The following is a 24,950-nucleotide window of genomic DNA, read 5'->3' on the forward strand; positions in this document are numbered from 1 at the left end:
GCTCATTCGCGGGGTAAAAATCGACTATCGTCGCTGAAACAGGGGCTATTCGGCCTTTCGCTGCTCGAATGAGACTTCGCGAAACCCGACAAATCACTCAGGGCGCATTTCAGCCATGCGGTATGTGCTCCACGCCACCCGCCCCCGCGTGCGACCGAGTCCTTCTCAGGTTCTTCGAGGCGTCTCGGGGCAGCCGCTTCGCCTGGTGTGGTGTGGACGTGACGGCTCGTGGGCTTCTGCCGGTGGTGGGTCCCGGAAGCGGTGCAGGCATGGCCGCCGGCTCCGTCCTTCTACCGGGAACAGCCAAGGGGAGGATTCCGTCCGGCCCGCCGCAGAAACAGCCGCTGACCTGCGGGCACAGATGCCGCCGGTGCCGTCCGTGGCCTGCTGGGCCGGGGCGTCGCCAGTGCCTCAAGCGAGCTGGGGCCGGGTGTCTTGTCTCCGGTGCGATCAGGTCAGCCGCGCATCTGCCCCAGCCAGCCCAGCGTCCGGCGGATGTCGGTGGCGAGCGGGTGGCCGGGGCCCTGGGCGCGCTCCACGTCGTGCAGCAGCCGGGCCAGGGTCTCGTGCGCGGCGGGGCGGTCGCCGAGGGCGAGCAGGAGGTGGCCGATGCGGCGGCGGACGTCATGGGCGAGCTGCGGGTCGCCCGCGGCCACGTACCGGTTCTCGTAGTACGGCAGCAGTGCCCGGTACTCGGCGAGCGCCGCCACCGGGTCGCCGAGCTGCTCCAGGCACTGGGCGGCCTCGTAGCGGTGGCGCAGGGACTCCGGGTCGGCCTGTCCCGCCTCGGCGGCGCGTTCGGAGGCGAGGCGGCGCAGTTCGGGCAGCGCACGCCGGTACTGGCCGTCGTCCAGGAGGGTGGCCGCGTACTGCTTGCGCAGGGTGCGCACGACCGGGGAGCGCTCGCCGTGCTGTTCCGCGGCGATCGGCAGGATCCTGCCGAGGATGTCCACGGCCTGGGTGATCCGGCCCTCGCCGAGCAGCCGCTTGACCTCGTCCACGGCGGCGGCGACGTCGGCCTTCTCCGCGACGGGTGCGGGCGGTACGGCGGGGGCGGGCTGGGGCGCGGGCGTGCGCGCGAGGTCCGGCCAGGGGGCGTGCGGGCGCAGGAAGGGGCGTGTGGGGTCGAGGGGAGCCCCGGTGGGCGTGCCCCGCGACGGCAGCAGCAGCGTCAGGTGCTCGTAGACCTCCTGGGCGGAGGCAGGGCGGTGCTGCGGGTCCTTGGCGAGCAGGCGCAGCACCAGCGCCTCCAGGGCCTCGGGGACCTCCTGGCGGATCTGGCGCACCGGCCGCGGCGCCTCGTAGAGGTGCCGGTGCAGCACGCCGAGCGCGGTCGAGCCCGCGAAGGGCACGTCACCGCTGAGCAGTTCGTGCAGCAGCACACCGAGTGCGTACAGGTCCGTGTACGGGCCGACCGCTCCGCCCATCGCCTGCTCGGGGGCCATGTAGGCGGGTGAGCCGATGGGCGAGCCGGTGTGGGTCAGGCGGGTGGTGTCGCTGTCCATCACGGAGGCGACCCCCAGGTCGAGCACGGTGACCGTGCCGTCCTGCTTGACCATCACGTTGCGCGGCTTGAGGTCGCGGTGGACGATCGGCACGGCGTGCACCGCGCTCAGCGCGGCACACAGCTGCGCGGCCACCGCCACCGCCCACTGCCACGGGTACGGGTTGTGCTCGGCGAGGTGGTCGCCGAGGTCGGCGCCGTCGACGTACTGCATGACGAGGAACAGTTCCTCGCCCGCGCTGCCCGCGTCGTGCACGGTGACCAGGCCCGGGTGGTCGACCTGGGCGGTCACCCGGCACTCGCGCACGAAACGGCGGCGCAGTTCGTCGGCCTCCTGTCCGGCCACCTTGTCCGGGCGCAGCAGTTTCACCGCCACCCGCCGGTCCAGCCGCTTGTCGTAGGCCGTCCAGACCTGGCCCATGCCGCCCTGCCCGATGAGCGTGGACAGCTCGTAGCGGCCGGCGATGACCCGGCTCGCCGTCACACTCACCGTCCACCGTGGCCGTGGCCGTGGCCGTGGCCGCCGCCCTCGTGCCCGTCGCTCCTGCGCAAGTAGTCGCTGAGCTCGTCGAGTTCGGCGCGCACCTGGTCGATACGGGCCGGCTGCCCGGGAGGCTGCTGCGGCACCGGGGGCACGGGGGGCACGGGGGCGGACGGCGTGGAACGGTGCGGTCCGGGCGTGGGGTGCGGTGCGGACGGCCCGGGTGTCCCTGGCATCTGCGCCCGGGGCTGCGGTACGGGTGGGGGCGCGTACGGCGACGCGGGCTGCGGATAGCCGTACGGGGAGGGGGCGCCGGGGCCCGACGCGTGCATCGTCGTGGCGTGGGGCGACGGCGGGCCGTGCACCCCGTACTGGCGCAGCTCGTGGTGGAAGCGGATGTCCACGGTCAGGTAGTACGCGGCAGCGCCGGTGCCGAGGAGCAGGAGCCCGGCCAGGGCGACGTCGGTACGGGTGTCCGTCTCCGGCAGCGAACCGATCACCATCAGCAGGGAGATGGACACGGGCAGGCTCGCCCAGGCCGCCACCCAGTCGGCGGCGCGCCCCCGCAGGAGCGCGACCCGGAACAGCGGCGCGCAGGCCAGCAGCCCGCAGGACAGGAAACCGGCGGCGACGAACAGCACGCGCAGGGTGATGACCGTCGCCGTGCTGCGGGTGGGCGGTGCCACGCCGTGGCCGTACATGACTGCTCCTGAACCGGTGTGGCCGATGGGGCGGGTGGTGAGTCCGCACGGGAGGGCGGAACTCGGGTGGAAGTCCGAGCGTATAGGCCCCCGGGGACAACTGGTCCGGGTTGTACCGAACCGTTGTCGTCCCGATCCCTTCGCGGCCCTTCACGCGGCGGCGGTCAGCCGCCGCACTGCTCCAGCATCATGCGCTTGTCGGCCGTGGTCACCGGCATCTCGTACTTGACGGCGACCTGCGCGAAGCGGACCGCGTACGAGCAGCGGATCTCCTTGTTCGGCGGCACCCAGGCGGCGGGTCCGGAGTCGCTCTTGGCCGAGTTGGCGCGGCCCTCGACCGGGATGAGGTTGAGGGTGTCGTTCGCCAGCTGCTCCCGTTTCTCCTTCGACCAGCGGGAGGCGCCCATCTGCCAGCTGTAGGAGAGCGGGACCACGTGGTCTATCTGGACCTCGGACGCGTTCTCCTTGCGCCACTCGATGGTCTTGCCGGTGTACGGGTCGGCCAGGGTCATGGCCACCACCACGCAGTTGGAACCGGAGCGGAAGCGCACCTCCTGCCCGTCGCGCTGGAGGAGGTCGTTCCGGGTGTCGCAGCCGTTGCGCGCGAGGGGGACGCCGTCGGCGGTGTCCTTCCAGGCGTAGCCGAACTCGTCGCGGTCGTAACCCGTCTTCGGTCCGCGGCCCTTGGTGGTCACCTTCTCGATGAGGTCGACGGCCGCCGCCCGGTCCGCCTCCCCGGTCAGCGGTGCGAGGCCCGGCGCGGTGCCGTCCGGGTTGTCCAGGGGGCTGACGGCGCGTCCGTCCACTGCCGCCGGGCTCTCCCCGGCGGGGGAACCGGTGTCCGCCACGCCCTCGCAGCCGGCGAGGAGCGCCACGGCGGCCAGCGCCGACACCGCGGTCCCCGTACGGCGTGAGAGCCCCGGCCCGCCGCCGCGGCGTATTCGTCCGTCGGCCCGCCCCGCACGTCGCGCCCCGTCCCACGTCGAGTACCGCGTCACGGCACCCCTCCCTTGCTGTTCCGTGCTGCACGTTCTTCTTACCCGCTCGCGGAGGAGCGGTATCGCGTCCGGTCCACCGTAGCCAGAGAGGTCCAGACCAGATCGCCCCAAAAGGGGCATTACTCGCACGTCGCGCGTAAGGTCGGTGCTGAGTCACCCTCGGAAGGAGCTCCGGATGGGCATCTTCGACAGGTTCAAGAGCAACAAGTCGGCACAGGAGAAGGCCGCGAAGGCCTCCGACGCCGCTGAGAAGAAGCTCAACGAGCGGACCGGCGGAAAGTACGAGGACCAGATCGACGCCGGGCAGCGGCAGGCCGAGGAGCGGCTCGGCATGAAGCGCGACCGCCCCGATCAGCCGTAGGCGCGGGTCCGGACCGGGAGCCGCCCACGGAATCCCCTGCCGTGGGCGGCTTCGCTCGTGCCCCGCGCGTCCGGTCCGGTCGGCGGGGCCCCGGGTCACGACCCCAGGACCGACGTCAGGAACTCCCCGACCCACGCCAGCAACTCCCGCCCGACCAGCGGCTTCCCGCCCACCTTCGCCGTCTTCGGCCGGGGCACCAGCGCCTGGTGGACGGCCGGCTTGAGGACCGTGCCGGGGTAGAGCCGCTTGAGGCGCAGCTCCTGGGACTCGCGCAACTCCACCGGGGCGAACCGGATGGTGTTGCCCTGCAGGACGATCTCCCCGACGCCGCACGCGCGCGCCAGCATGCGCAGGCCCGCCACCAGCAGCAGGTTCTCCACCGGCTCCGGCAACTTTCCGTAGCGGTCGACGAGTTCCTCGCGCACCGCCTTGACGTCCTCCTCCGAGTTGGCGGAGGCGATCGCCCGGTACGCCTGGAGGCGCAGCCGCTCGCCGGGCGCGTAGTCGTGCGGGACGTGCGCGTCGACGGGCAGCTCGATCTTGACCTCGAGCGGCGGCTCCTCCTGGATCTCGCCGGTCTCCAGCTGGCGCCGGTAGTCCGCGACGGCCTCGCCGACCATCCGGATGTACAGGTCGAAGCCGACGCCCGCGATGTGGCCGGACTGCTCCCCGCCGAGCAGGTTTCCGGCGCCGCGGATCTCCAGGTCCTTCATCGCCACGTACATGCCCGCGCCCATCTCGGTGTGCTGGGCGATCGTCGCGAGCCGCTCGTGCGCGGTCTCCGTCAGCGGCTTCTCCGGCGGGTACAGGAAGTACGCGTATCCGCGCTCCCTGCCCCGGCCGACGCGGCCGCGCAGCTGGTGCAGCTGGCTGAGGCCGAAGTTGTCGCCGCGCTCCACGATCAGGGTGTTGGCGTTGGAGATGTCGATGCCGGACTCGACGATCGTCGTCGACACCAGCACGTCGTACTTCTTCTCCCAGAAGTCGACGACGACCTGCTCCAGCGCCGACTCCGACATCTGCCCGTGCGCGGTCGCGATCCGCGCCTCGGGCACGATGTCCCGCAGCCGGGCCGCCGCGCGGTCGATCGACTCCACCCGGTTGTGGATGTAGAAGACCTGCCCCTCGCGCAGCAGTTCACGGCGGACGGCCGCGCCGATCTGCTTCTCCTCGTAGGGGCCGACGAAGGTGAGCACCGGGTGGCGCTCCTCCGGCGGCGTGGTGATCGTCGACATCTCGCGGATGCCGGTGACCGCCATCTCCAGGGTGCGCGGGATGGGGGTGGCGGACATGGTCAGCACGTCGACGTTGGCGCGCAGCTTCTTCAGCTGCTCCTTGTGCTCGACGCCGAAGCGCTGCTCCTCGTCGACGATGACCAGGCCCAGGTCCTTGAACTTGGTCTCGGAGGAGAACAGCCGGTGGGTGCCGATGACGACGTCGACCGAGCCGTCCCTCAGTCCCTCCAGCACGGCCTTCGCCTCGGTGTCGGTCTGGAACCGGGACAGTGCCCGCACGTTCACCGGGAACTGCGCGTACCGGTCGCCGAACGTCCCGAAGTGCTGCTGCACCAGCAGCGTGGTGGGGACCAGGACGGCGACCTGCTTGCCGTCCTGGACGGCCTTGAAGGCTGCCCGGACCGCGATCTCGGTCTTGCCGTAACCGACGTCGCCGCAGATCAGGCGGTCCATGGGGACCGACTTCTCCATGTCCTCCTTGACCTCGGCGATCGTGGTGAGCTGGTCGGGCGTCTCCGCGTACGGGAAGGCGTCCTCCAGCTCCCGCTGCCAGGGGGTGTCGGCGCCGAAGGGGTGCCCGGGGGCCGCCATGCGCGCGCTGTACAGCTTGATCAGGTCGGCGGCGATCTCCTTGACGGCCTTCTTCGCCCGCGCCTTCGTCTTGGTCCAGTCGGCGCCGCCGAGCCGGTGCAGGGTGGGCGCCTCGCCGCCGACGTACTTGGTGATCTGCTCCAGCTGGTCGGTGGGGATGTAGAGGCGGTCGCCGGGCTGGCCGCGCTTGGCGGGGGCGTACTCCACCACCAGGTACTCGCGGGTCGCGCCCTGCACGGTGCGCTGCACCATCTCGATGTAGCGGCCCACGCCGTGCTGCTCGTGGACGATGTGGTCGCCCGGCTCCAGGGTCAGCGGGTCGATGGTCTTGCGGCGCCGGGCCGGCATCCGGGCGCCCTCACGGCCGGACGCCTTCTGGCCGGTCAGGTCGGTCTCGGTGAGCACGGCGAGCTTGAGCGCCGGGTCGACGAAGCCGTGGTCGACACCGCCGCAGGCGACGTGCACCACGGACGGGGCGATCGTGCCGAGGTCCGCCTCCAGCCGGGCCGCGATGCCCTCGCCGCCCAGCACCTCCACCGTGCGGGAGGCCGAGCCGTGGCCCTCGGTGACGAACACCGTGCGCCAGCCGTCGGCGAGCCAGCCCTTGGTGTCGGCGAGTGCCCGCGCGGTGTCCCCGCGGTAGGTCTCGGGGGCGTGCATGCCGAGCTTGAGGGTGTCGTTGTCCAGCTGTTCGTCGGCGGCGAACGGCGACACCGACCACCACATCATGTCCAGCTCGCGCGCCCGGTCGCGGACGTCCGCGATGGACCACAGGGAGGCCGCGCCGACGTCGATGGGGGCCTCCCCGCCTCCGGCGGTGGCCGCCCAGGACGCCTGCAGGAACTCCTGCGAGGTCGCCACCAGGTCGGCGGCCCGCGTGCGCACCCGTTCCGGGTCGCAGACGACGGCCATGGCGCCCTCGGGCAGCACGTCCAGCAGCAGCTCCATGTCGTCGACGAGGACGGGGGCCAGGGACTCCATGCCCTCGACCGCGATCCCCTCGGCGATCCTGCCGAGCAGCTCGCCCAGCTCGGGGTGCTGTTCGGCGAGGACCCGTGCGCGCTCCCGTACCTCGTCGGTGAGCAGCAGCTCCCGGCAGGGCGGGGCCCACAGGCCGTGGTCGGCGATCTCCAGGGAACGCTGGTCGGCGACCTTGAAGTAGCGGATCTCCTCGACGTCGTCGCCCCAGAACTCGACGCGCAGGGGGTGTTCCTCGGTGGGCGGGAACACGTCGAGGATGCCGCCGCGCACCGCGAACTCGCCGCGCTTCTCGACCAGCTCCACGCGCGCGTACGCGGCGGCGGCGAGCGCCTCGACGGTCTCGTTCAGGTCGGCGGTCTGCCCCGTCCGCAGGGCGACGGGCTCCAGCTCGCCCAGGCCTTTGACCTGCGGCTGGAGCACGGAACGCACGGGCGCGACGACGACGGAGACGGGGCCGGTCTCGGGGTCGTCCGACCGGGGGTGGGCCAGCCGGCGCAGGACCGCCAGGCGGCGTCCGACGGTGTCGCTGCGGGGGCTGAGCCGCTCGTGCGGCAGCGTCTCCCAGGACGGGTACTCCACGACCCCCTCCGGCGGGAGGAGCGAGCTCAGGGCCGCCGCCAGGTCCTCCGCCTCGCGGCCGGTCGCCGTCACGGCCAGCACGGTGCGGCCGGTCTCCCGGGCCAGGGCCGCGACCGCGAAGGGGCGGGCGGCCGGGGGGCCGACCAGGTCGACGTGCATCCGGTTGCCGTCGGCGGCCGCCGAGATCGCTTCCGCGAGGGCGGTGTCCTTGACGAGGGCGTCCAGCAGACCGTGCAGGCTCATTCGAGGCGCTTCCATCCGGGGTGTGCATCACGACAGGCCCGACACGCGCCGCGGGCCGGGGGTGTCCAAGCGTACGACGCCGCGCCCTCGGACGCCGGAAGCCTGTGGACGACGTCCGAAGCCTGTGGACGACACGGCCGAAGTCTGTGGGTGAGACGGCCGAAACCCGTAGACGAGACGGCCAAAGCCCGCGGACAGTACAGCCGAAGCCCCTGGACAAGACGGCCGAAACCCGTGGACAACGTCCGGGGCCCGCGGCCCGGGGGCCGGTCCGCCGCCCGAGCCGCCCGGCCTGCCACGACTCAGGACGCCGACGGGCCCGGTGCCGAAAAGCCCCTCAGGACTTCCCGGCACCGGGCGCTCCCCCGCTGCCCCCGTGCGCGGTGGGCGGGCGGTGACTACTCGGTGGCGATCGCGTTCAGGACGTTCATCCGGCCCGCCCGGAACGCCGGGACCAGGGCCGCGAACAGACCCACGAACGCCGAGCCGATGAACACACCGATGATCGTCGGCCACGGGATCTCGAGGACCTTCAGCCCCTCCAGCGCGAGGAGTTGCTGGGCGGTGGCGCCCCAGCCCATGCCCAGCCCCAGGCCCAGCAGGGCGCCGAAGAGGGCGATGACGACCGACTCCAGGCGGATCATGCGGCGCAGCTGGCGGCGCGAGAGGCCGATGGCCCGCATCAGGCCGATCTCCCTCGTCCGCTCGACCACCGACAGGGCCAGGGTGTTGACCACGCCGAGGATCGCGACGACGATCGCCAGGGCCAGCAGACCGTAGATCATGTTCAGCAGCTGGCCGATCTGGTCCTTGAGCGCTTCCTTGTAGTCGGTCTGGTCGCGCACGGTGTACTGCGGGTAGTCGTGCAGCGAGTCCTTCAGCGCCGTGTACGCGGCATCCTGCCGGCCGTCCTTCGCCGAGACGAAGAGCAGCATGTCCAGCGGCATCCTGTCGGCCGGGACGTACGTGGCCATGGTGTCGATCGACGTGTACATCGCGCCCGCGTCGACCACGGCGTCACTGCTGGTGATCGCCCGGACGGTCAGGCCGGCGGTCTCCCCGTCCTTGAACGCGACGTCGATCTTCGATCCGAGGCCGATGCCGTGGTCCTCGGCGAACTTCTCGTGGACGGACATCGAGTCGGGCCGGTAGGCGTCCTCGAGCTTCCCCTCGACCGTCTCGACCCGCAGGTCGGTGGCGTACGTCGGGTCGGCCGCCGTGATCGCCGTGTTCTTGAGCGTCTTGCCGTCGGGCGTGGTGAAGTCGGCCTCGGTCCACTTGTACTCGGTGACCCGCTCCACCTGCGAAGCGTTCTTCACGGCCGCCACGGCCTGCGGGGTGATCAGCTGGCCGCTGTCGGACTGGATGATGAAGTCCGTGCCGACGCTCTTGTCCAGCTCGTCGGTGGCCGAGGCCACCATGGAGGCGCCCACCACCGACAGGCACGCCACCAGGGCCAGCCCGATCATCAGCGCGGCGCCCGTGGCACCGGTGCGGCGCGGGTTGCGCAGGGCGTTGCGCTCGGCCATCCGCCCCACGGGGCCGAAGACCCGCAGCACGACGACGCCGAGGACACGGACCACACCGCCGGCGAGCAGCGGACCGATGAGGACGAAGCCGATCAGCGACAGCACCACGCCGAGGCCCAGCCACATCGAGCCCTCCGCGGCCTTCTCCGCGGCCGCCGCGAGGTACAGGGCGAACGCGCCGACCGCGGTCAGCAGCGTGCCGATCCCGCCCCGGATCCGGCCGGCCCTGGCGTCCGCGGGAGCACCCGCGTCACGCAGTGCGGCCATCGGGGAGATCTTGCCGGCCCGCCGGGCCGGCAGATAGGCGGCCAGGACGGTGACGACGACACCGAGGAGCAGTCCGATCGCCGGAGTCGTCCAGGCGACGGTGAGGTCGTCCGTGGACAGCTCCATGCCCGCCATGCCCATGAGCTTCATCAGCCCCACGGCGAGGCCGACGCCCGCGCCCACACCGAGCAGCGAACCGACGACGCCGAGGAGCAGCGCCTCGACCAGCACCGAGCGGTTGACCTGCTTGCGGGAGGAGCCGATGGCCCGCATCAGGCCGATCTCCCGGGTGCGCTGGGCGACCAGCATGGAGAAGGTGTTGATGATCAGGAAGATGCCGACGAGGAAGGCGATCCCGGCGAAGCCGAGCATCGCGTACTTCAGGACGCTCATGAAGCCCTCGACGTCCTTCTGGCCCGCCTCCGCGCTCTCCTTGGCGGTCAGCACCTTGTAGTCGCCGCCCAGCGCGGCGGCGACGTTCTTCTTCAGCTGCGCGTGGCTGACGCCGTCGGCGGCCGTGGCGTTGACGTTGGTGAAGACGTCGCTCTCGCCGAGCAGGGCCTGCTGGGCGGTCTTCGTGTCCAGGAAGAAGATCGCGGCACCGGGGTTGGTGACGGTGAAGTCGGCGATGCCGGAGATCTTCGCGGTGTGCGTGCCGACCACGCTGATCACGCCGATCTCGTCACCGAGCTCCAGGCCGTGCTTGTCGGCGGTGTCGGCGTCGACCAGGATCTGGTCGGGGCCCTCGGGCGCCGCACCGGAGGTGATCTTCATGGTGCGGGCGTCGTTGGCGGTCCAGTTGCCGACGATGGTCGGGCCGCCGCTGGTGGGCGAGAGGCTCTCCTTGTCGCCGTCGACGACGGTCAGCGAGGTGGAGTGCAGCGCCCCCTCGGCCGACTCCACCCCGTCCACCTTCCGCACCTCGGCGAGCACGGAGGCCGGGATGACCGGCGGCTTGCCGTTGTCGGAGGTCGTCTCGCCGTCGTCGGAGGCGTCCTTGGCGCTGACCGTGACGTCCGAGGCCGTGGCCGCGAACAGTTTGTCGAACGTCGTGGACATCGTGTCCGTGAAGACGAGGGTCCCGCAGACGAAGGCCACCGACAGCAGGACGGCGACCGCCGACAGCGCCATCCGCCCCTTGTGCGCGAGGAAGTTGCGCATCGAGGTCTTCAGCACGGTCATGACGTACGCCCCCGGGCGTCGAAGTCCTTCATCCGGTCCAGGACCTGCTCGGCCGTCGGCTGGAGCATCTCGTCGACGATCCGGCCGTCGGCCAGGTACAGCACGCGGTCCGCGTAGGAGGCGGCGACCGGGTCGTGGGTGACCATCACGATGGTCTGGCCCAGGTCGTCGACCGAGCGGCGCAGGAAGCCGAGGACCTCGGCGCCGGCCCGCGAGTCGAGGTTTCCGGTCGGCTCGTCACCGAAGATGATCTCGGGCCGGGCCGCCAGCGCCCGCGCCACGGCGACGCGCTGCTGCTGACCACCGGACAGCTGGGTGGGCCGGTGCTTCAGCCGCCCGGCGAGCCCCACGGTCTCCACCACCCGGTCCAGCCACTCCTGGTCGGGCTTGCGGCCGGCGATGTCCATGGGCAGCGTGATGTTCTCGAGCGCGTTCAGCGTCGGCAGCAGGTTGAACGCCTGGAAGATGAACCCGATCCGGTCCCGGCGCAGCTGCGTGAGCTTCTTGTCCTTCAGGCCGGTGATCTCGGTCTCGTCCAGGTGGATCTGCCCGCTGGTCACGGTGTCGAGCCCGGCCAGGCAGTGCATCAGCGTGGACTTGCCGGACCCCGAGGGGCCCATGATCGCGGTGAACTGGCCGCGGGCGATGTCCACGTCGACGTGGTCGAGCGCGACGACGCGGGTCTCACCGGCCCCGTACGCTTTCACGACCTGCCGCGCCCGCGCGGCAACGGCCGTACGCCCTCCAGTACCCCCGTGCCTGGGAATGGTCACAGCCGATGTCACGGTAATTCTCCTATGTCGGTCAGCAGTTGGGACAGCGGTGCACGGCGCGACCGCCGTCGTGCCCGACGGCCGCTGCGTGCGTGTTCGTTCGACGTGGTTCAGTCTGGCGGCGGGGAGGATCGTGCGCCCTGGTGCCCGGCGCAGTCTTCTCCTGAGGAAAACCCCACCCCCGGCGGTGTGCTCCGCCACCCCCCAGCGGCGTAAAGCCAGGTTAAGGACTGCCCCCGCCCCGCCTCGTCATCCGCCGGGACGAACCCTCCCCGAGCCGTAGTACGGAGGTACCCCTAAGGGCTCTCCCCCGACAGGCGGAGTGCTTCTCAGGGTTGCCTCCTCCCGACGGCCCACTCAGCCTCCACCCTTCCGCCGCGTCAGGGTCAAGCCGCGAAAACTCCGGTGCCCCGGTCGCGGCGCCCGCGTACCGTTCCGGCATGCCGACCCTGGAACGCCTCCGCGCGGAGCACGCGCCCGCACTGCTGGCCTTCGAGCGCGACAACCGCGCCTACTTCGCCCGCTCGATACCGGACCGGGGGGACGCGTACTTCACCCCGTCCGGCTTCGCCGCCCGACACACCTCGCTCCTGGCCGAACAGGAGGCGGGCGCCTGCCACTTCCACGTCCTCCTGGAGGAGGACGGGAGGGTCGTCGGCCGGGTGAACCTGATCGACGTCGCCGACGGCTCGGCCGAACTCGGCTACCGCGTGGGGGAACGCGCGGCGGGCCGCGGCGTGGCGACGGCGGCGGTGGCCCGGGTCTGCCGTCTGGCGGCGCGGTCGTACGGCCTCACGACGCTCACCGCGGTCACCACGTCGGACAATCCCGCGTCGATGACCGTCCTCACCCGCAACGGCTTCACGCGCGTGCGGGACATCACCGTCGACGGCCGCCCCGGGGTGAGTTACGTCCGCCGGGACCTCGGAGACCGGGACGCGCCCTGAGACGCCTCGAGGACACCGCATGATCGGGATGAACGGACTGACAGGCGGACGGGCGGACAGGCGGACAGGCGGACACACAGGGAGCCGGGCCCGGTCGGCGCATCCGACCGGGCCCGGCTCCCGCCTGTTCGCCGCCCTCAGCGGCGAGAGGTCACAGCAGTCCGTCCCACATCTGCTCCAGCAGGACCGACCACCAGCTGTCCGGCGAACCGAGGGCCGCCGGGTCCAGCGCCGCCAGCTGCATCTGGAAGTCGACGGTCCAACGGCCCGCCTGCTCCTGGTTCAGCCCGTACCGCAGCCGCCACATCCGCCCCAGCAACGCCAGGCAGCGCGCGAACTCCGGCAGACCCGTGTTCACGAACTGCGGCGGCACGGGCGCACCGCCCGGCCCCGGCTCCACCGGCACCGCGACGATGTTCGCCGTGCCGTACTGCACACAGATCGCCTTGCCGAAGTCGCTGCCCATCACCAGATACGAGCCCGCGTCCGAGGCCGGCTGCACACCCCGCTCCACGGCCAGCTCCGCCAGCGTGGGCACCGGGCGGCCCGGCTGGGCCTGCGCCCAGAAGAACGGGCCCATGTCCAGCGGCAGTCCGGCCATCACCAGCGTGTGCGCCACCACCGGCGGCACGCCCTGCCGGGAGACCGCGGCCTGCTCGAACCGGAACACGCCCGGCCCGAACGCCCCCGCCAGTTCCTGCCCGATGACCTCCGGCGAAACCGGCGGCGCGGGCGGAACCGGCGGCAACGGCGCACGCACCGGCGCCGGCCGGGCGGGACCGTCCGCCACCTGATGCAACTCGCCCTGATGCTCCAGCAGTTGCTGCACACCCTGCTGCCGGCTCGCGTGATCCGTGCCGTACGGGGCGATGTTCGTGATCCGCGCCTGCGGCCACTGCTCCCGGATCATCCGGGCGCAGTACGCACCCGGCAGCTCACACGACTCCAACTCCGTGTGCAGCTCCAGCACTTGATTCGGCGGCACGTTCATCGCACGCAGCTCGTGGAAGATCTGCCACTCCGGGTGCGGCGTGCCCGGCGCCGAACGCCGGATCAGCTGCTGCTCGGAACCGTCCTGCGCGCGGTAGCGCAGCACCGCCTGATAGCCGGGGCCGACCGTCGGCTGTCCGACGGGCTGCGGCGGATAGCCGTACGCCGGAGGCACCGCGCCGGGCACACCGCCGGGAACGCCGGGGGGCGCGGGAGGCGGCGGCGTCCCGGGGACACCGGGCGGCGGCGGAGGGGCGCCGGGGCGGCTGACCGTGGGACCGCCCAGCACGGTCTCGGCGTGGTGCACGGGACCACGCCCACCCGGAGCACCCGGAGCACCCGGGGCACCCGGAGGACCCGGAGGCTGCGGCACGCCGGGGGCGCCGGGCGGGCCGGGAGGCGGCGGCGCGCCCCCGCCGGACCCCGGCCGCCCGGGATCGGCGAACACCGTCGCGGTGTGACGCGCCCCACCGGGCGGCGTACCACCGGACGCGGGCGGCGCCCCGGGCGGCAGCGGAGTACCGGGCGGCGGCGTCGGGGTACCGGCCGGGGCGCCCTTCGCACCCTCCGGGCCCTCGAAGCCGCCGAGCCCGTTGGACCCCAGCGACGGCATCACCTGCGTCGGTACGTACGCGCCCGCCTGACCACCCGGCGCGCCGGGACCCGACGGGGGCGCCGACGGCGGCGGAGGCGTGGCCCCCGCCCGCGCGCCCGGCGTACCCGGGGCGCCCGGCGGAGGCGGCGTCGTCGGGCCCGAACCACGGCGCGCCGGCGGCGCCTTGCTGGTCGCGGCATCGGCGATGTCCCCGGCGCCCGGCGCCGGCGCACCCGGCGGAACCTGTGCACCCGGGGCCCGGAGCGCCGGGCCCACCGCCGTCGGCGGCAACTGGCTGCCGCCCGACATCAGCGCCGTCTGCGCCTCCGGCGCCACCGCAGGCGGCGGCGTGTCCTCGTCGGACCGGCTCAGCGGCGGAGCGAACACGGTCTCCGGCAGCGGCACGGAACGGTCCTCGCCGGCATCGGCGTTCGTGTCCGTACCGGCCCACGGCGTCGCCCCGGCCGCCTCACCCGACGCGCCGGAAGCGGACCCGGCAGCAGGCCAGACGGCACCGGAAGAACCGGCCCCCGGACCCGCCGCCGCGGCAGCACCACCGGCGGTCTCGGCAGTACCGCCGGTACCGGCCGCCCCCGCCGCACCGCCCGACGTCTCCCCCCGGCGGTCCGGGATCCCCAGCCGGTCCGCGGCCTCCTGCAACCACTCCGGCGGACTCAACAGGAACGACGTCTGGTTCAGATCCACCCGCGCCGCGGGCGCCGGCTCCGGCACCGCCTCCGCACGGCCGCCGTACTCCTCCTCGTACCGGCGGATCACCTCGCCCACCGCCAGCGCGGGCCACAACGTCGCCTCACCACTGTCCCGGGCGATCACCAGCCGCTGCGCGCCGCCGTCCGAACGCGGCCCGTCCGCACGGTCCTCCGCCCACACCACGAACCCGAGGTCGAACTCCCGTACCCGCACCTCACGGTGCTGGTACGACGGCACATCCCCGTTGACCCACTCTTCCGCACGCTCCTGCGCCTGCGCGAACGTCACCATCGCCAGACCTCACTCCCCCGCGGAGGAAACCGGAACGACCTGCGCGAAGCCGCCGTCCACCATCAGATTCGCCACCGTCTCCAACTCGGGCGGCGACCCCGCCAACCGTGCCAGAAACGCGTCGAAGTCGTCCCCGCACGGCAGCAGCAGCCGCTCCACCCGCTCCGCCGGCGTCCACGACGGATCCACGTCCCGCGCGTCGTCGTACGCGCAGAACCACACCGAACCCACCCGGTCGCCCTTCACCTTCACCGCCAGCAGACCGCCCTGGACGAAAGCGACCCCCAGGTAGTCCTTGGTGAGGTGATCACGCAGACACTTGTTGACGTACACCAGGTCGTTGACCGCGGCCTCGTCCCGCACCGTGAAGAACGGCTGGTCGACCAGCAGCCCCAGCTCCGCGTCCAGCGCCGTCCCCACCGGGGCGCAACCACCCGCCACCTTCAGGAACGACCGGTACGCGCCCGGCAGCCGGTACCCGAGGTCCTCCTCGACCTCCAGCACCTGCGCCTCGGTCACCGCGAGCCCCGACTTCGGCAGCCCGAAGTGCGCCGGCCGCGTCTCCTGCAACGGCCGCGTCCCCCGCTTGCCCTGGTCCACACCCGACGTCACCACACCACCGTGGTGCCGCAGCAACGCCTTCACCTCGACCGGCACCAGCTCCAGCCGCCGCGACCCCACCGCGTGATGCCACGTCCAGCCGTGCGGCGTCGCCACCGCCGGCACCGTGTCCCACAGCTCATGACCGGTCGCCGCCAGCGCCGCGTTCGCCGACACGTAGTCCGTCAGCCGCAGCTCGTCGACACCGAAACCCTCCGGCGGCTCCGCGATCTCCGCGGCCGCGCGCGCGTACGGCGAGAAATCGGGGTAACCACGCTCGTCCACCCTTACCCCTCTCGGGTGACGGGCCGCCCGCACCGGATCCGGGAAGTGCACGACCTGCCCGGCATAGGCCGCATTCGGCGGCACGGTTTTTCCCCCAACCTGGCGGCCGGGAGGTGCCCCCAGCCCGAGCCGACCTGTCGTCATGGCGGTTGCCCCCTGCGGCACTCTGTACGCCCCACACCGGCCGCCCTCGGACCGTTACGGAACGTATTCGACTGTCACGTCTGTTTCGACTGCTTACCGCCGCATCCCCACCGGCGCCCCGCGCGCCCCGCGCACGGATCACCGCAAGAATCGCGGTGCCGACAGCCTATGCGGTACGACGGCACCGGTCACCGGGCACCGGCCGCACACCCCTCCACCTCCGTGACCAACCGTCACCCTCCCGTGACAGTCAGCCCCGGCCCGGGCGTGTCACCTCGCCCCAGCTTCCCCATCAGCCGCGCCATTTGGCACTCTGTGACCTTCCGGGGGATGCGCGGGAGGAAAAGACGATCATGAATATGACGCACACAGGGACCCACCAGGGGGCCCACACGGGTCGACCCGGCGACCCCCGTACCGGCGACCCCCGCGTCGGCTGGAGCGCCGCCGACGCCACCCACACCCCCCTCCTCCACCACCGCCGCGACGGCATCCTGCCCACCATCGCCGCCGCCCTCTCCATCCGCGGCACCACCCTCACCGGCACCGCCGCCCGCGGCGACGCACCCCCCGAGCTGCACCCCCTCGTCCAGGACTTCCTCGACACCCTCACCAGCGGCCAACGCGACCGCTTCACCGGCCGTTGCGCCGAAACCATCCTCATCTCCCGGCACATCACCGCCGCCGACAACGCCCGCAGCAAGCGCGCCGCACGCAAGCCCATGACCAACGGAGAAGCGCGCAAAGCGCTCAAACAGGGCAAACTCACCGCCCGTCACATCCGCGAGGACGGCGACCCGCTCCACGGAAGCTTCGCCGCCCCCTGCCGTGCCTGCGCCGCCCTCACCGCCCACTTCGGCGTCCGCGTCGTCGACCCCGGATAACCCCGGACAACCCCCGCGCCCCCACCTTCCCCACTCCCCCACTCCCCCCATTTCCCCACCACCCCGGTACCGACCGGCCACCACCACCCCGACGACGGACGAACGGCAGATGCACACCGACCGCACCCCCGCCCCCAACCACCCGGCCCCACCCGAACCCGGGGGAACCCCACCCCGCTTCCCCGCCCCCGTCGACGCCACCCTGCGCACCGCCGGCTGGAAACCGGGCCGCTGGGACATCAGCCAAGCCGAAATCTGGGCCGACACCCTGCGCGACCACACCTCGCCCGCCGGACACCGGCACACCGTCTTCCCCTCCGCCGTCGAAGCCTGGGCCGAATTCGGCGGCCTCCACATCGCCCCCACCGGCACCGGCCGTCAACTCGCCCCCGCCACCCTCCACCTCGACCCCCTGCACGGCCTCCACATGGCCCGCACCCTCGGCGACCTCGGCCGCGCCCTCGACACCGACGTCTGCCCCGTCGGCGCCGAAACCGACACCCACACCCTCATCGCCATCGACACCCAGGGCCGCGTCTACGCCCTCGACCACACCGGCGACTGGTACCTCGGCCACCACATCGACCAGGCCCTCACCGCCCTCGTCACCGGCGCCCAGCCCGCCCGCCTCACCGCCGGCTGACCACACCCCCCGGACCCGCACCCCCGGGCCCACGGGCCCGCCCCCACTCCCGGCTACGACGCCGGAATCACCGCCGACACCCGGAAACCCCCCGCATCCGTCGGCCCCGACACGAACACCCCGCCCAGCGCCGACACCCGCTCCTTCATCCCCACCAGACCGTTCCCACCCGACGGCAACCGCGCCGACGCCCCCGCCTCCGGCGGCGGCTCGTTCTCCACCTGCATCGCGATCTCCGACACCCGGTGCGCGAGCCGCACATACGTCTTCGCCCCCGGCGCATGCTTGTGGACGTTCGTCAACGCCTCCTGCACCACCCGGTACGCCGTCGACTCCACCTCCCCCGCATACGACCGGCCCTCACCCTCCACCGACAGATCCACCACCACCCCCGCGGCCGCCGACTGCTCCACCAACTCACCGATCTCCGTCAGCCTCGGCCCCTCACCCCCCGCACCCCGAGCCTCGTCCACCGCCCGCGACGCGGCCGCGGCCGCCGCCACACCCACCGCCACCAACGGCACCGCGTCCCCCGCACCCCGGACCCCGCCGCCCCCGCCGGACCGCAGCACCCCGAGCATCTCCCGCAACTCCGTCAACGCCTGCCGGCCCATGTCCCCCACCAGCGCGGCGTTCTTCACCGCCTTCTCCGGATCCTTCCGCGCCACCGCCTGCAACGCCGCCGCATGCACCACCATCAGACTCACCCGGTGCGCGACCACGTCATGCATCTCCCGCGCGATCCGCGTCCGCTCCTCGTTACGCGCCCACTCGGCCCGCTCCTCGGCCCGCTCCGCCAACAACTGGAGCTCCCGCTCCAGACTGTCCGCCCGCTCCCGCAGGCTCTCCATCAACCGCCGCCGCGCCCCCACATACAGCCCCAGCAGCACCGGCGGCGCGGTCAGCCCCAGCGACGTCGTGATCGACGCGAACGGAACGAACCAGTCCCCCAGGGTCAGCTCTCCGCGCGCCATGTCCTGCCGCACCCGCACGAACGTCACGATGAGCGTCCCCACCAGCGACATCCCCGCCAGCGACCCGATGATCCGGCGCGGCAGCTCCGACGCGGCCAGCGTGTACAGGCCGACCAGCCCCATCAAAAAGCCCATCTGGGCCGGCGTGACGGCGATCACCACCAGCACCACGGCGATCGGCCAGTGCCGCCGCACCACCAGCACGGAACCCACCAGCAGCCCGAAGAGCACCCCCAGGGCCACCGGGATCCCCGCGTCCCGCGCGAACGGGATCCCCTCCAGCCCGCACTCCAGCGCGGACACCGCCGCAAGGCTCACATCCAGCGCGGCACTCCGCCGCCTGTCCCACCACCACGGCCCTCCGCCGGCCGCCCCGTGGTCTTCCCCCGTCGTGGTCATGCCCTCCAGCCTACGGGCGCGCGGTGCCGGCTTTCCGGGCAGTTTCCCCGACCGAACTCCATCACGATCCGTGACCGTTCGGGTGCGACAGGAGCCGAAATCACTCGAACTGCTGAACCGCACACCGTTCGACCCCGGAAGCCCGCATTCCGCCCGGACGGTGTCCGCATGAGACACGCACCCGGCAAGTACGCCGACTTCGAGGGCCTGCGGGAGCGGGCGGTGGCGCTGCGGCGGGCGGGACTGAGCCGACGCCAGATCCGCGACCGGCTCCACGTCGACAACAACGACATCCTCAACCGCCTCCTGAAGGGCGAGCCGGCCCCGGAGTGGACGAAGCGCCCGAACGCGAAGGACGGCCTGAGGGAGAAGGCGAGGGAGCTCCGGCTCCAGGGCTGGACGTACGACCAGATCCAGGTGGAGCTGGGCTGTTCCAAGGGTTCGATCTCGCTGTGGGTCAGGGACCTGCCGAAACCGGAGCGCAAGCGGAGTTCCGCGGAGGCGGCGGCGATCGCACGGCGGGGCTGGGAGGCGAGACTGCGGGTGCGCGAGGAGCAACGGCAGCAGACCAAAGCCACAGCCATGGCAGAGATCGGCGACCTGAGCGACCGGGAGGTACTCCTGGCCGGCGTCGCCCTTTACTGGGCAGAGGGAACCAAGGACAAGCCGTACCGGCGCTGCGAGAGACTGCAGTTCGTCAACAGTGACCCGAACGTCATCCGCTTCTACCTGCGCTGGCTCGACGTACTGGGTGTGGAGCGCGAGCGCCTGCGCTTCCGGGTGAGCATCCACGAGTCGGCGGACACGGCAAGGGCGGAAGAGTTCTGGGCCGACCTCGCAGGCGTGGACGCTGCCGACTTCCAGAAAGCGACCATCAAGCGACACAACCCGAAGACGAATCGGAAGAACACCGCAGATACCTACAAAGGCTGCCTGGTCATCCGCGTTCTCGGAGGGGCCGACTTGTATCGTCGCGTGGAAGGCGCCTGGTACGGCATAGTAGGTGCTGCCTCCGCAGCCGATCCAACAAATCGGACATAGCGGTAATCCCGGGTCGTCTAAGGGCAAGACGTCAGATTTTGGCTCTGATCATGGGGGTTCGAGTCCTCCCCCGGGAGCAATGGCCGAGTTCGGGTCCTGACCGGTGACATTACGGTCAGGACCCGCACTCATGTGCCCCCACAAACGCCCCGGTATCCTGCGGTTGTCACCCCCGCCCCCTTACAGCCGAAGGGCATCCTTGTGAGCGCCAACCGCCCGGCAGCCGTCGTCGTTCTCGCAGCGGGTGAGGGCACCCGTATGAAGTCGGCCACCCCGAAGGTCCTGCACGACATCTGCGGCCGTTCCCTGGTGGGCCACGTGCTCGCCGCCGCCGGCGAGCTGGAGCCGGAGGCCCTGGTCGTCGTCGTGGGCCACGCCCGCGAGCAAGTGACCGCGCACCTCGCCGAGGTCTCCCCCGCCGTCCGCACCGCCGTCCAGGCCGAGCAGAACGGCACCGGGCACGCCGTGCGGATGGGGCTGGAGGAGCTGGGCGGTTCGGTGGAGGGGACCGTGGTGGTCGTCTGCGGCGACACCCCGCTGCTGACGGGCGAGACGCTGCGGCAGCTGTCGGCCACGCACTCCGCCGACGGCAACGCGGTGACCGTGCTGACGGCCGAGGTGCCGGACGCGACCGGGTACGGCCGGATCGTGCGGGACGACACCGGGACCGTGACGGCGATCGTGGAGCACAAGGACGCCTCCGACGCGCAGCGGGCGATCCGGGAGATCAACTCCGGGGTGTTCGCGTTCGACGGGCGGCTGCTGGCCGAGGCGCTGGGGAAGGTGCGGACGGACAACAGCCAGGGTGAGGAGTACCTGACCGATGTGCTGGGCATCCTGCGGGAGGCCGGGCACCGGGTGGGTGCGTCGGTGGCGGGTGATCACCGGGAGATCGCGGGGATCAACAACCGGGTGCAGCTCGCCGAGGCGCGGCGGATCCTCAACGACCGGTTGCTGACGGAGGCCATGCTGGCCGGGGTGACGGTGGTCGATCCGGCGACGACGTGGGTGGACGTGACGGTGACGTTCGAGCAGGACGTGCTCGTGCATCCGGGGACGCAGTTGCAGGGTGCGACGCATCTCGCCGAGGGCTGCGAGGTGGGTCCGAACACGCGGTTGACGGACACCCGGGTGGGAGCCGGCGCGCGGGTGGACAACACCGTGTCGGCGGGTGCCGAGGTCGGGCCGGAGGCGACCGTCGGGCCGTACGCGTACCTGCGTCCGGGGACGCGGCTCGGGCGCAAGGGCAAGATCGGCACGTACGTGGAGACGAAGAACGCGTCGATCGGTGAGGGGACGAAGGTTCCGCATCTGTCGTACGTGGGGGACGCCACGATCGGCGACTTCTCGAACATCGGTGCGGCGAGCGTGTTCGTGAACTACGACGGACAGGACAAACATCACACGACGGTCGGCTCGCACTGCAAGACGGGGTCGGACAACATGTTTGTGGCACCTGTCACTGTCGGGGACGGCGCCTACACGGCCGCCGGCTCCGTGATCACGAAGGATGTGCCGCCCGGTTCACTGGCCGTGGCCCGTGGCCAGCAGCGGAACATCGAGGGCTGGGTGGCTCGCAAGCGTCCGGGGAGCGCTTCCGCGAAGGCGGCGGAGGCGGCTTCGGGAGGGGCGGCCGAGGAGGGGTGACCGAGGAGCGGCGCGCCCGATTCGGCGTACCGTGATAAATGCACATCTGCACCCCATCTGCCGAGACGGCTTCTCGCGTACGGACCGAGAGACCGCTCGCCAACGAGCCGCTTACCCCCTCGCCATCCGCGAGGCCCCGCGATACCTGCGAAACCTCTGAGGAGAAAGTGCTGTGACCGGGATCAAGACGACCGGCCAGAAGAAGATGATGTTCTTCTCCGGCCGCGCCCACCCCGAGCTTGCCGAGGACGTCGCCCGCCAGCTGGGGGTCGAGGTTGTCCCGACGAAGGCCTTCGACTTCGCCAATGGCGAGATCTATGTGCGGTACGAGGAGTCGGCCCGTGGCGCCGACTGCTTCCTGATCCAGAGCCACACGGCGCCCATCAACAAGTGGATCATGGAGCAGTTGATCATGATCGACGCGTTGAAGCGCGCGTCGGCGAGGTCCATCACGGTCATCGTGCCGTTCTACGGTTACGCGCGGCAGGACAAGAAGCACCGCGGCCGTGAACCGATCTCGGCGCGCCTGATCGCGGACATGATGAAGACGGCGGGCGCGACCCGGGTGCTGACGGTGGATCTGCACACGGACCAGATCCAGGGCTTCTTCGACGGTCCCGTCGACCACCTCTTCGCGCTGCCGCTGCTCGCGGACTACGTGGGCGCGAAGGTGGACCGGGAGAAGCTGACCGTGGTCTCGCCGGACGCGGGCCGGGTGCGGGTGGCGGACCGCTGGTGCGACCGGCTGGGCGCGCCGCTGGCGATCGTGCACAAGCGGCGGGACAAGGACGTGGCGAACCAGGTCACGGTCCACGAGGTGGTCGGTGAGGTGAAGGGCCGCGTGTGCGTCCTGGTGGACGACATGATCGACACCGGTGGCACGATCTGTGCGGCGGCGGACGCGTTGTTCGCGCACGGTGCGGAGGACGTCATCGTGACGGCGACGCACGGTGTGCTGTCGGGTCCGGCGGCGGACCGGCTGAAGAACTCGCGGGTGAGCGAGTTCGTGTTCACGGACACGCTGCCGACTCCGCACGAGCTGGGTGCCGACCTGGACAAGATCAAGGTGCTGTCGATCGCGCCGACGATCGCGCGTGCGGTGCGCGAGGTGTTCGAGGACGGTTCGGTGACGAGCCTGTTCGACGAGCAGTAAGGGTTCTGCGGCCCGGTCCCGATGACGGTCCGGGTGATCGTTTTGGGTACGGCCTCCCTGTCCGAGTAGACTGCTGCAGTTGCTCGGCGAGGGAGGCCGTACCGCTTCGTGAGGAGCGGGGTACGGCGGTCCGTAATCGACGTGCTCTTCGTAGCAGGCCGTTCGTGGCCGGGTGACCACGTTCGCAACTGACTTCGAGGAGTGATGAGCATGGCCGATGTGAAGCTGCACGCCGAGACCCGTACCGAGTTCGGCAAGGGTGCCGCGCGTCGTGTCCGTCGTGACAACAAGGTCCCGGGCGTGGTGTACGAGCACGGTCTCGAGCCGCTGCACCTGACGTTCCCGGGCCACGAGCTGCTGCTGGCGCTGCGTACGCCGAACGTGCTGATCGATCTGGTCATCGACGGTGAGGGCAGCCAGCTGGCGATCCCGAAGGCGGTGCAGCGTGACCCGCTGCGCGGTGACCTGGTGCACGTGGACCTGCTGAAGGTGAAGCGGGGCGAGCGGGTCACCGTCGAGATCCCCGTGCACGCCGAGGGCGAGCTGGCCCCGGGCGGCAACCTGCTGGAGCACGTCCTTTCCGCGCTGCCGGTCGAGGCGGAGGCGACGAACATCCCGGACGGCCTGACCGCCTCGGTTCAGGGCCTGGCGGCCGGTGCCGCGGTCCTCGCCAAGGACCTGGTGCTGCCGGAGGGCGTGAAGCTGGCGGTCGAGGAGGACACCGTCGTGCTGCAGGTGCTCGCCGCGCAGGCCGAGGAGGTCTCGGAGGACGAGGAGGCCGCCGAGGCCTGATCCGGTCCTCGGAGGTCTGATCGGTCCTCGTGGGCCTCGGCGCCCGCGGAGGCTTCGTATTCTTCGATGCGCGTCGGCCGCTGTTCCCGTGCGGGGCAGCGGCCGACGCGCATTCGGGACGCGGATCCACGGATGCGTGAACGCGTGAGTACGTGAATGAGGGAGACACGGACGTGACGACCGAGGACGCGGCGGCACCCTGGCTGGTCGCGGGGCTGGGCAATCCGGGGCCGGAGTACGCGATGAACCGGCACAACGTGGGGTTCATGGTGGCGGACCTGCTGGCGGAGCGGGTCGGGGGCCGGTTCAAGCGGGCCGGGAAGGCCCAGGCGCAGGTGGTGGAGGGGCGGATCGGGCCGCCGGGTCCGGCGAGCCGGCGGGTGATCGTGGTGAAGCCGATGTCGTTCATGAACCTGTCGGGCGGTCCGGTGAACGCGCTGCGGGAGTTCTACAAGGTGCCGGTGTCCCATGTGGTGGCGGTCCACGACGAGCTGGACATCGACTACGGGACGCTGCGGCTGAAGCTGGGTGGCGGGGACAACGGTCACAACGGGTTGAAGTCGATGACGAAGGCGTTCGGGCGGGAGTACCACCGGGCGCGGTTCGGGATCGGGCGTCCGCCGGGGCGGATGCAGGTGGCGGACTACGTGCTGCGGGACTTCTCGTCGGCGGAGCGCAAGGAGCTGGACTACTTCGTGGACCGGGCGGCGGACGCGGTGGAGTGCCTGGTGATCGAGGGGCTGGAGCGGGCGCAGGGCACGTACAACTCGTGAGCCGGATCCGGTGCCTCGCACCCGGCTGAGGTTGACCGACCGTACAGGCATGGCCAAGGATCTCGGCCATGCCTTCTGCCGTCTCCGCCTCCCGGAGTTCTTCCCGGCGCTCCTCCCGCCGGGGCTCCTCCCGCCGGGGCGTCTCCCGGCGTTCCTCCGCCGTGCTGCGGCTGTTCCGGATCGCGGCGATGGGCATGGTCACCGTGCTGATCCTGATCGCGGGTGTGTGGGCGTCGTGGGGTACGGCGCAGTACGTGATGCTGACGAAGGGCCGGGAGCGGGGCACGGTCGCCGTGACGTCGTGCGGTGCGGGGACCTGCAAGGGCGCCTACACGCCGTTGTCGCCGGGGTCGCAGCCGCGGGCCGAGGTCGTGCTGGAGGAGACGGTGGCGGTGGCGGAGGGGCGGACGTACCCGGTGCTGGTGAAGCCGGGCGGGACCGAGGTGGTGCGTTCGGGTCCGGCGGGGGTGCTCTACGCGTGGGTTCCGCTGGGCGGGGCGCTGATGCTGGCGTCGCTGGTGGTGGCGGGCGGGTTGCTGCGGACGCGGGCGGCGTGGGTGATGGGGTTGTCGGGCGTGGCGCTGGTGACGGCGGCGTTCCTGGCGAGGTGAGGGCGGGCCGGTGCGCTGGCCGGTGTACGGCGGACGACGGTGCCC

General features: G+C 71.7%; 19 protein-coding genes and 1 tRNA gene. 11 read left to right on the top strand and 9 right to left on the bottom strand.

Annotation, left to right across the window (positions count from 1 at the left end; translation table 11 throughout):
- Nucleotides 1-455: 455 nt before the first annotated feature.
- The 3 genes from ACWEQO_RS17465 to ACWEQO_RS17475 form a co-directional block, all read right to left on the bottom strand.
- Nucleotides 456-1,952: a protein kinase domain-containing protein gene (locus ACWEQO_RS17465; protein ID WP_452984014.1), complete on the bottom strand. Its 1,497-nt coding sequence runs from the start codon at nucleotides 1,950-1,952 to the stop codon at nucleotides 456-458.
- Between the two features lie 38 nt (nucleotides 1,953-1,990).
- On the bottom strand, nucleotides 1,991-2,686 hold the full coding sequence (locus tag ACWEQO_RS17470; protein WP_452983972.1) for a hypothetical protein: 696 nt from the start codon (nucleotides 2,684-2,686) through the stop codon (nucleotides 1,991-1,993).
- A gap of 164 nt (nucleotides 2,687-2,850) precedes the next feature.
- A complete protein-coding gene (locus ACWEQO_RS17475) occupies nucleotides 2,851-3,627 on the bottom strand; it encodes an HNH endonuclease family protein (protein ID WP_452984016.1) in 777 nt (258 codons plus the stop codon).
- 232 nt (nucleotides 3,628-3,859) lie between these two features.
- On the opposite strand from ACWEQO_RS17475, the gene ACWEQO_RS17480 reads away from it, so the two are divergent.
- Entirely contained in the window at nucleotides 3,860-4,045 is a 186-nt protein-coding gene (locus ACWEQO_RS17480) for an antitoxin (protein WP_361454945.1), read from the top strand.
- Between the two features lie 95 nt (nucleotides 4,046-4,140).
- On the opposite strand, the gene mfd is transcribed toward ACWEQO_RS17480, so the two are convergent.
- The 3 genes from mfd to ACWEQO_RS17495 form a co-directional block, all read right to left on the bottom strand.
- Entirely contained in the window at nucleotides 4,141-7,674 is a 3,534-nt protein-coding gene (gene mfd, locus ACWEQO_RS17485; RefSeq protein ID WP_452983975.1) for a transcription-repair coupling factor, read from the bottom strand.
- A gap of 398 nt (nucleotides 7,675-8,072) precedes the next feature.
- A complete protein-coding gene (locus ACWEQO_RS17490; RefSeq protein WP_452983977.1) occupies nucleotides 8,073-10,652 on the bottom strand; it encodes an ABC transporter permease in 2,580 nt (859 codons plus the stop codon).
- Complete coding sequence (locus tag ACWEQO_RS17495; protein WP_361454936.1) at nucleotides 10,649-11,437, bottom strand: ABC transporter ATP-binding protein; 789 nt, start codon at nucleotides 11,435-11,437, stop codon at nucleotides 10,649-10,651. Before ACWEQO_RS17495 ends, ACWEQO_RS17490 begins: the two co-directional genes overlap by 4 nt.
- 428 nt (nucleotides 11,438-11,865) lie before the next feature.
- On the opposite strand from ACWEQO_RS17495, the gene ACWEQO_RS17500 reads away from it, so the two are divergent.
- Nucleotides 11,866-12,372, top strand: coding sequence for a GNAT family N-acetyltransferase (locus ACWEQO_RS17500; RefSeq protein WP_452983979.1), 507 nt, complete (start codon nucleotides 11,866-11,868; stop codon nucleotides 12,370-12,372).
- A gap of 151 nt (nucleotides 12,373-12,523) precedes the next feature.
- Here ACWEQO_RS17500 and ACWEQO_RS17505 read toward each other — a convergent pair whose 3' ends face one another.
- Nucleotides 12,524-14,959, bottom strand: coding sequence for an SUKH-4 family immunity protein (locus tag ACWEQO_RS17505; RefSeq protein ID WP_452983981.1), 2,436 nt, complete (start codon nucleotides 14,957-14,959; stop codon nucleotides 12,524-12,526).
- Between the two features lie 9 nt (nucleotides 14,960-14,968).
- The gene (locus ACWEQO_RS17510; RefSeq protein WP_452983983.1) at nucleotides 14,969-15,988 is read right to left on the bottom strand and encodes an SMI1/KNR4 family protein; all 1,020 of its coding nucleotides are present in this window, start codon (nucleotides 15,986-15,988) and stop codon (nucleotides 14,969-14,971) included.
- A 353-nt stretch (nucleotides 15,989-16,341) separates the two neighbouring features.
- Between ACWEQO_RS17510 and ACWEQO_RS17515 the strand changes: the two genes are divergently transcribed.
- Both ACWEQO_RS17515 and ACWEQO_RS17520 read left to right on the top strand, forming a co-directional pair.
- The gene (locus ACWEQO_RS17515; protein WP_361454924.1) at nucleotides 16,342-16,872 is read left to right on the top strand and encodes a YwqJ-related putative deaminase; all 531 of its coding nucleotides are present in this window, start codon (nucleotides 16,342-16,344) and stop codon (nucleotides 16,870-16,872) included.
- Between the two features lie 109 nt (nucleotides 16,873-16,981).
- Complete coding sequence (locus ACWEQO_RS17520) at nucleotides 16,982-17,515, top strand: SUKH-3 domain-containing protein (RefSeq protein WP_452983985.1); 534 nt, start codon at nucleotides 16,982-16,984, stop codon at nucleotides 17,513-17,515.
- A gap of 53 nt (nucleotides 17,516-17,568) precedes the next feature.
- Here ACWEQO_RS17520 and ACWEQO_RS17525 read toward each other — a convergent pair whose 3' ends face one another.
- Nucleotides 17,569-18,888 (bottom strand): sensor histidine kinase, encoded by a 1,320-nt coding sequence (locus tag ACWEQO_RS17525; RefSeq protein WP_452983987.1) that lies wholly within the window; start codon nucleotides 18,886-18,888, stop codon nucleotides 17,569-17,571.
- Nucleotides 18,889-19,056: 168 nt separating this feature from the next.
- On the opposite strand from ACWEQO_RS17525, the gene ACWEQO_RS17530 reads away from it, so the two are divergent.
- The 7 genes from ACWEQO_RS17530 to ACWEQO_RS17560 all read left to right on the top strand — a co-directional run bounded on the left by ACWEQO_RS17530 (nucleotide 19,057) and on the right by ACWEQO_RS17560 (nucleotide 24,905).
- A complete protein-coding gene (locus tag ACWEQO_RS17530; RefSeq protein ID WP_452983989.1) occupies nucleotides 19,057-19,929 on the top strand; it encodes a hypothetical protein in 873 nt (290 codons plus the stop codon).
- 6 nt (nucleotides 19,930-19,935) lie between these two features.
- Nucleotides 19,936-20,006: transfer RNA gene (locus tag ACWEQO_RS17535), tRNA-Gln, on the top strand.
- Nucleotides 20,007-20,130: 124 nt separating this feature from the next.
- Nucleotides 20,131-21,576 (top strand): bifunctional UDP-N-acetylglucosamine diphosphorylase/glucosamine-1-phosphate N-acetyltransferase GlmU, encoded by a 1,446-nt coding sequence (gene glmU, locus ACWEQO_RS17540; protein ID WP_452983991.1) that lies wholly within the window; start codon nucleotides 20,131-20,133, stop codon nucleotides 21,574-21,576.
- Nucleotides 21,577-21,748: 172 nt separating this feature from the next.
- A complete protein-coding gene (locus tag ACWEQO_RS17545; RefSeq protein ID WP_361454909.1) occupies nucleotides 21,749-22,729 on the top strand; it encodes a ribose-phosphate diphosphokinase in 981 nt (326 codons plus the stop codon).
- Nucleotides 22,730-22,939: 210 nt separating this feature from the next.
- A complete protein-coding gene (locus ACWEQO_RS17550; RefSeq protein WP_361454906.1) occupies nucleotides 22,940-23,521 on the top strand; it encodes a 50S ribosomal protein L25/general stress protein Ctc in 582 nt (193 codons plus the stop codon).
- Nucleotides 23,522-23,694: 173 nt separating this feature from the next.
- Nucleotides 23,695-24,294, top strand: coding sequence for an aminoacyl-tRNA hydrolase (pth, locus tag ACWEQO_RS17555; RefSeq protein ID WP_361454903.1), 600 nt, complete (start codon nucleotides 23,695-23,697; stop codon nucleotides 24,292-24,294).
- 68 nt (nucleotides 24,295-24,362) lie between these two features.
- Entirely contained in the window at nucleotides 24,363-24,905 is a 543-nt protein-coding gene (locus tag ACWEQO_RS17560; RefSeq protein WP_452983993.1) for a hypothetical protein, read from the top strand.
- Nucleotides 24,906-24,950: the final 45 nt, after the last annotated feature.

The organism is Streptomyces sp. NPDC004051 (assembly GCF_053604275.1).

What these genes read in the sequence shown, in the direction of transcription:
- ACWEQO_RS17470 (WP_452983972.1), bottom strand. Translation starts at nt 2,686, where the DNA reads ATGTACGGCCACGGCGTGGCACCGCCCACCCGCAGCACGGCGACGGTC.
- ACWEQO_RS17480 (WP_361454945.1), top strand. Translation starts at nt 3,860, where the DNA reads ATGGGCATCTTCGACAGGTTCAAGAGCAACAAGTCGGCACAGGAGAAG.
- mfd (WP_452983975.1), bottom strand. Translation starts at nt 7,674, where the DNA reads ATGAGCCTGCACGGTCTGCTGGACGCCCTCGTCAAGGACACCGCCCTC.
- ACWEQO_RS17490 (WP_452983977.1), bottom strand. Translation starts at nt 10,652, where the DNA reads ATGACCGTGCTGAAGACCTCGATGCGCAACTTCCTCGCGCACAAGGGG.
- ACWEQO_RS17500 (WP_452983979.1), top strand. Translation starts at nt 11,866, where the DNA reads ATGCCGACCCTGGAACGCCTCCGCGCGGAGCACGCGCCCGCACTGCTG.
- ACWEQO_RS17505 (WP_452983981.1), bottom strand. Translation starts at nt 14,959, where the DNA reads ATGGTGACGTTCGCGCAGGCGCAGGAGCGTGCGGAAGAGTGGGTCAAC.
- ACWEQO_RS17510 (WP_452983983.1), bottom strand. Translation starts at nt 15,988, where the DNA reads ATGACGACAGGTCGGCTCGGGCTGGGGGCACCTCCCGGCCGCCAGGTT.
- ACWEQO_RS17515 (WP_361454924.1), top strand. Translation starts at nt 16,342, where the DNA reads ATGAATATGACGCACACAGGGACCCACCAGGGGGCCCACACGGGTCGA.
- ACWEQO_RS17520 (WP_452983985.1), top strand. Translation starts at nt 16,982, where the DNA reads ATGCACACCGACCGCACCCCCGCCCCCAACCACCCGGCCCCACCCGAA.
- ACWEQO_RS17525 (WP_452983987.1), bottom strand. Translation starts at nt 18,888, where the DNA reads ATGACCACGACGGGGGAAGACCACGGGGCGGCCGGCGGAGGGCCGTGG.
- ACWEQO_RS17530 (WP_452983989.1), top strand. Translation starts at nt 19,057, where the DNA reads ATGAGACACGCACCCGGCAAGTACGCCGACTTCGAGGGCCTGCGGGAG.
- ACWEQO_RS17550 (WP_361454906.1), top strand. Translation starts at nt 22,940, where the DNA reads ATGGCCGATGTGAAGCTGCACGCCGAGACCCGTACCGAGTTCGGCAAG.
- ACWEQO_RS17560 (WP_452983993.1), top strand. Translation starts at nt 24,363, where the DNA reads ATGCCTTCTGCCGTCTCCGCCTCCCGGAGTTCTTCCCGGCGCTCCTCC.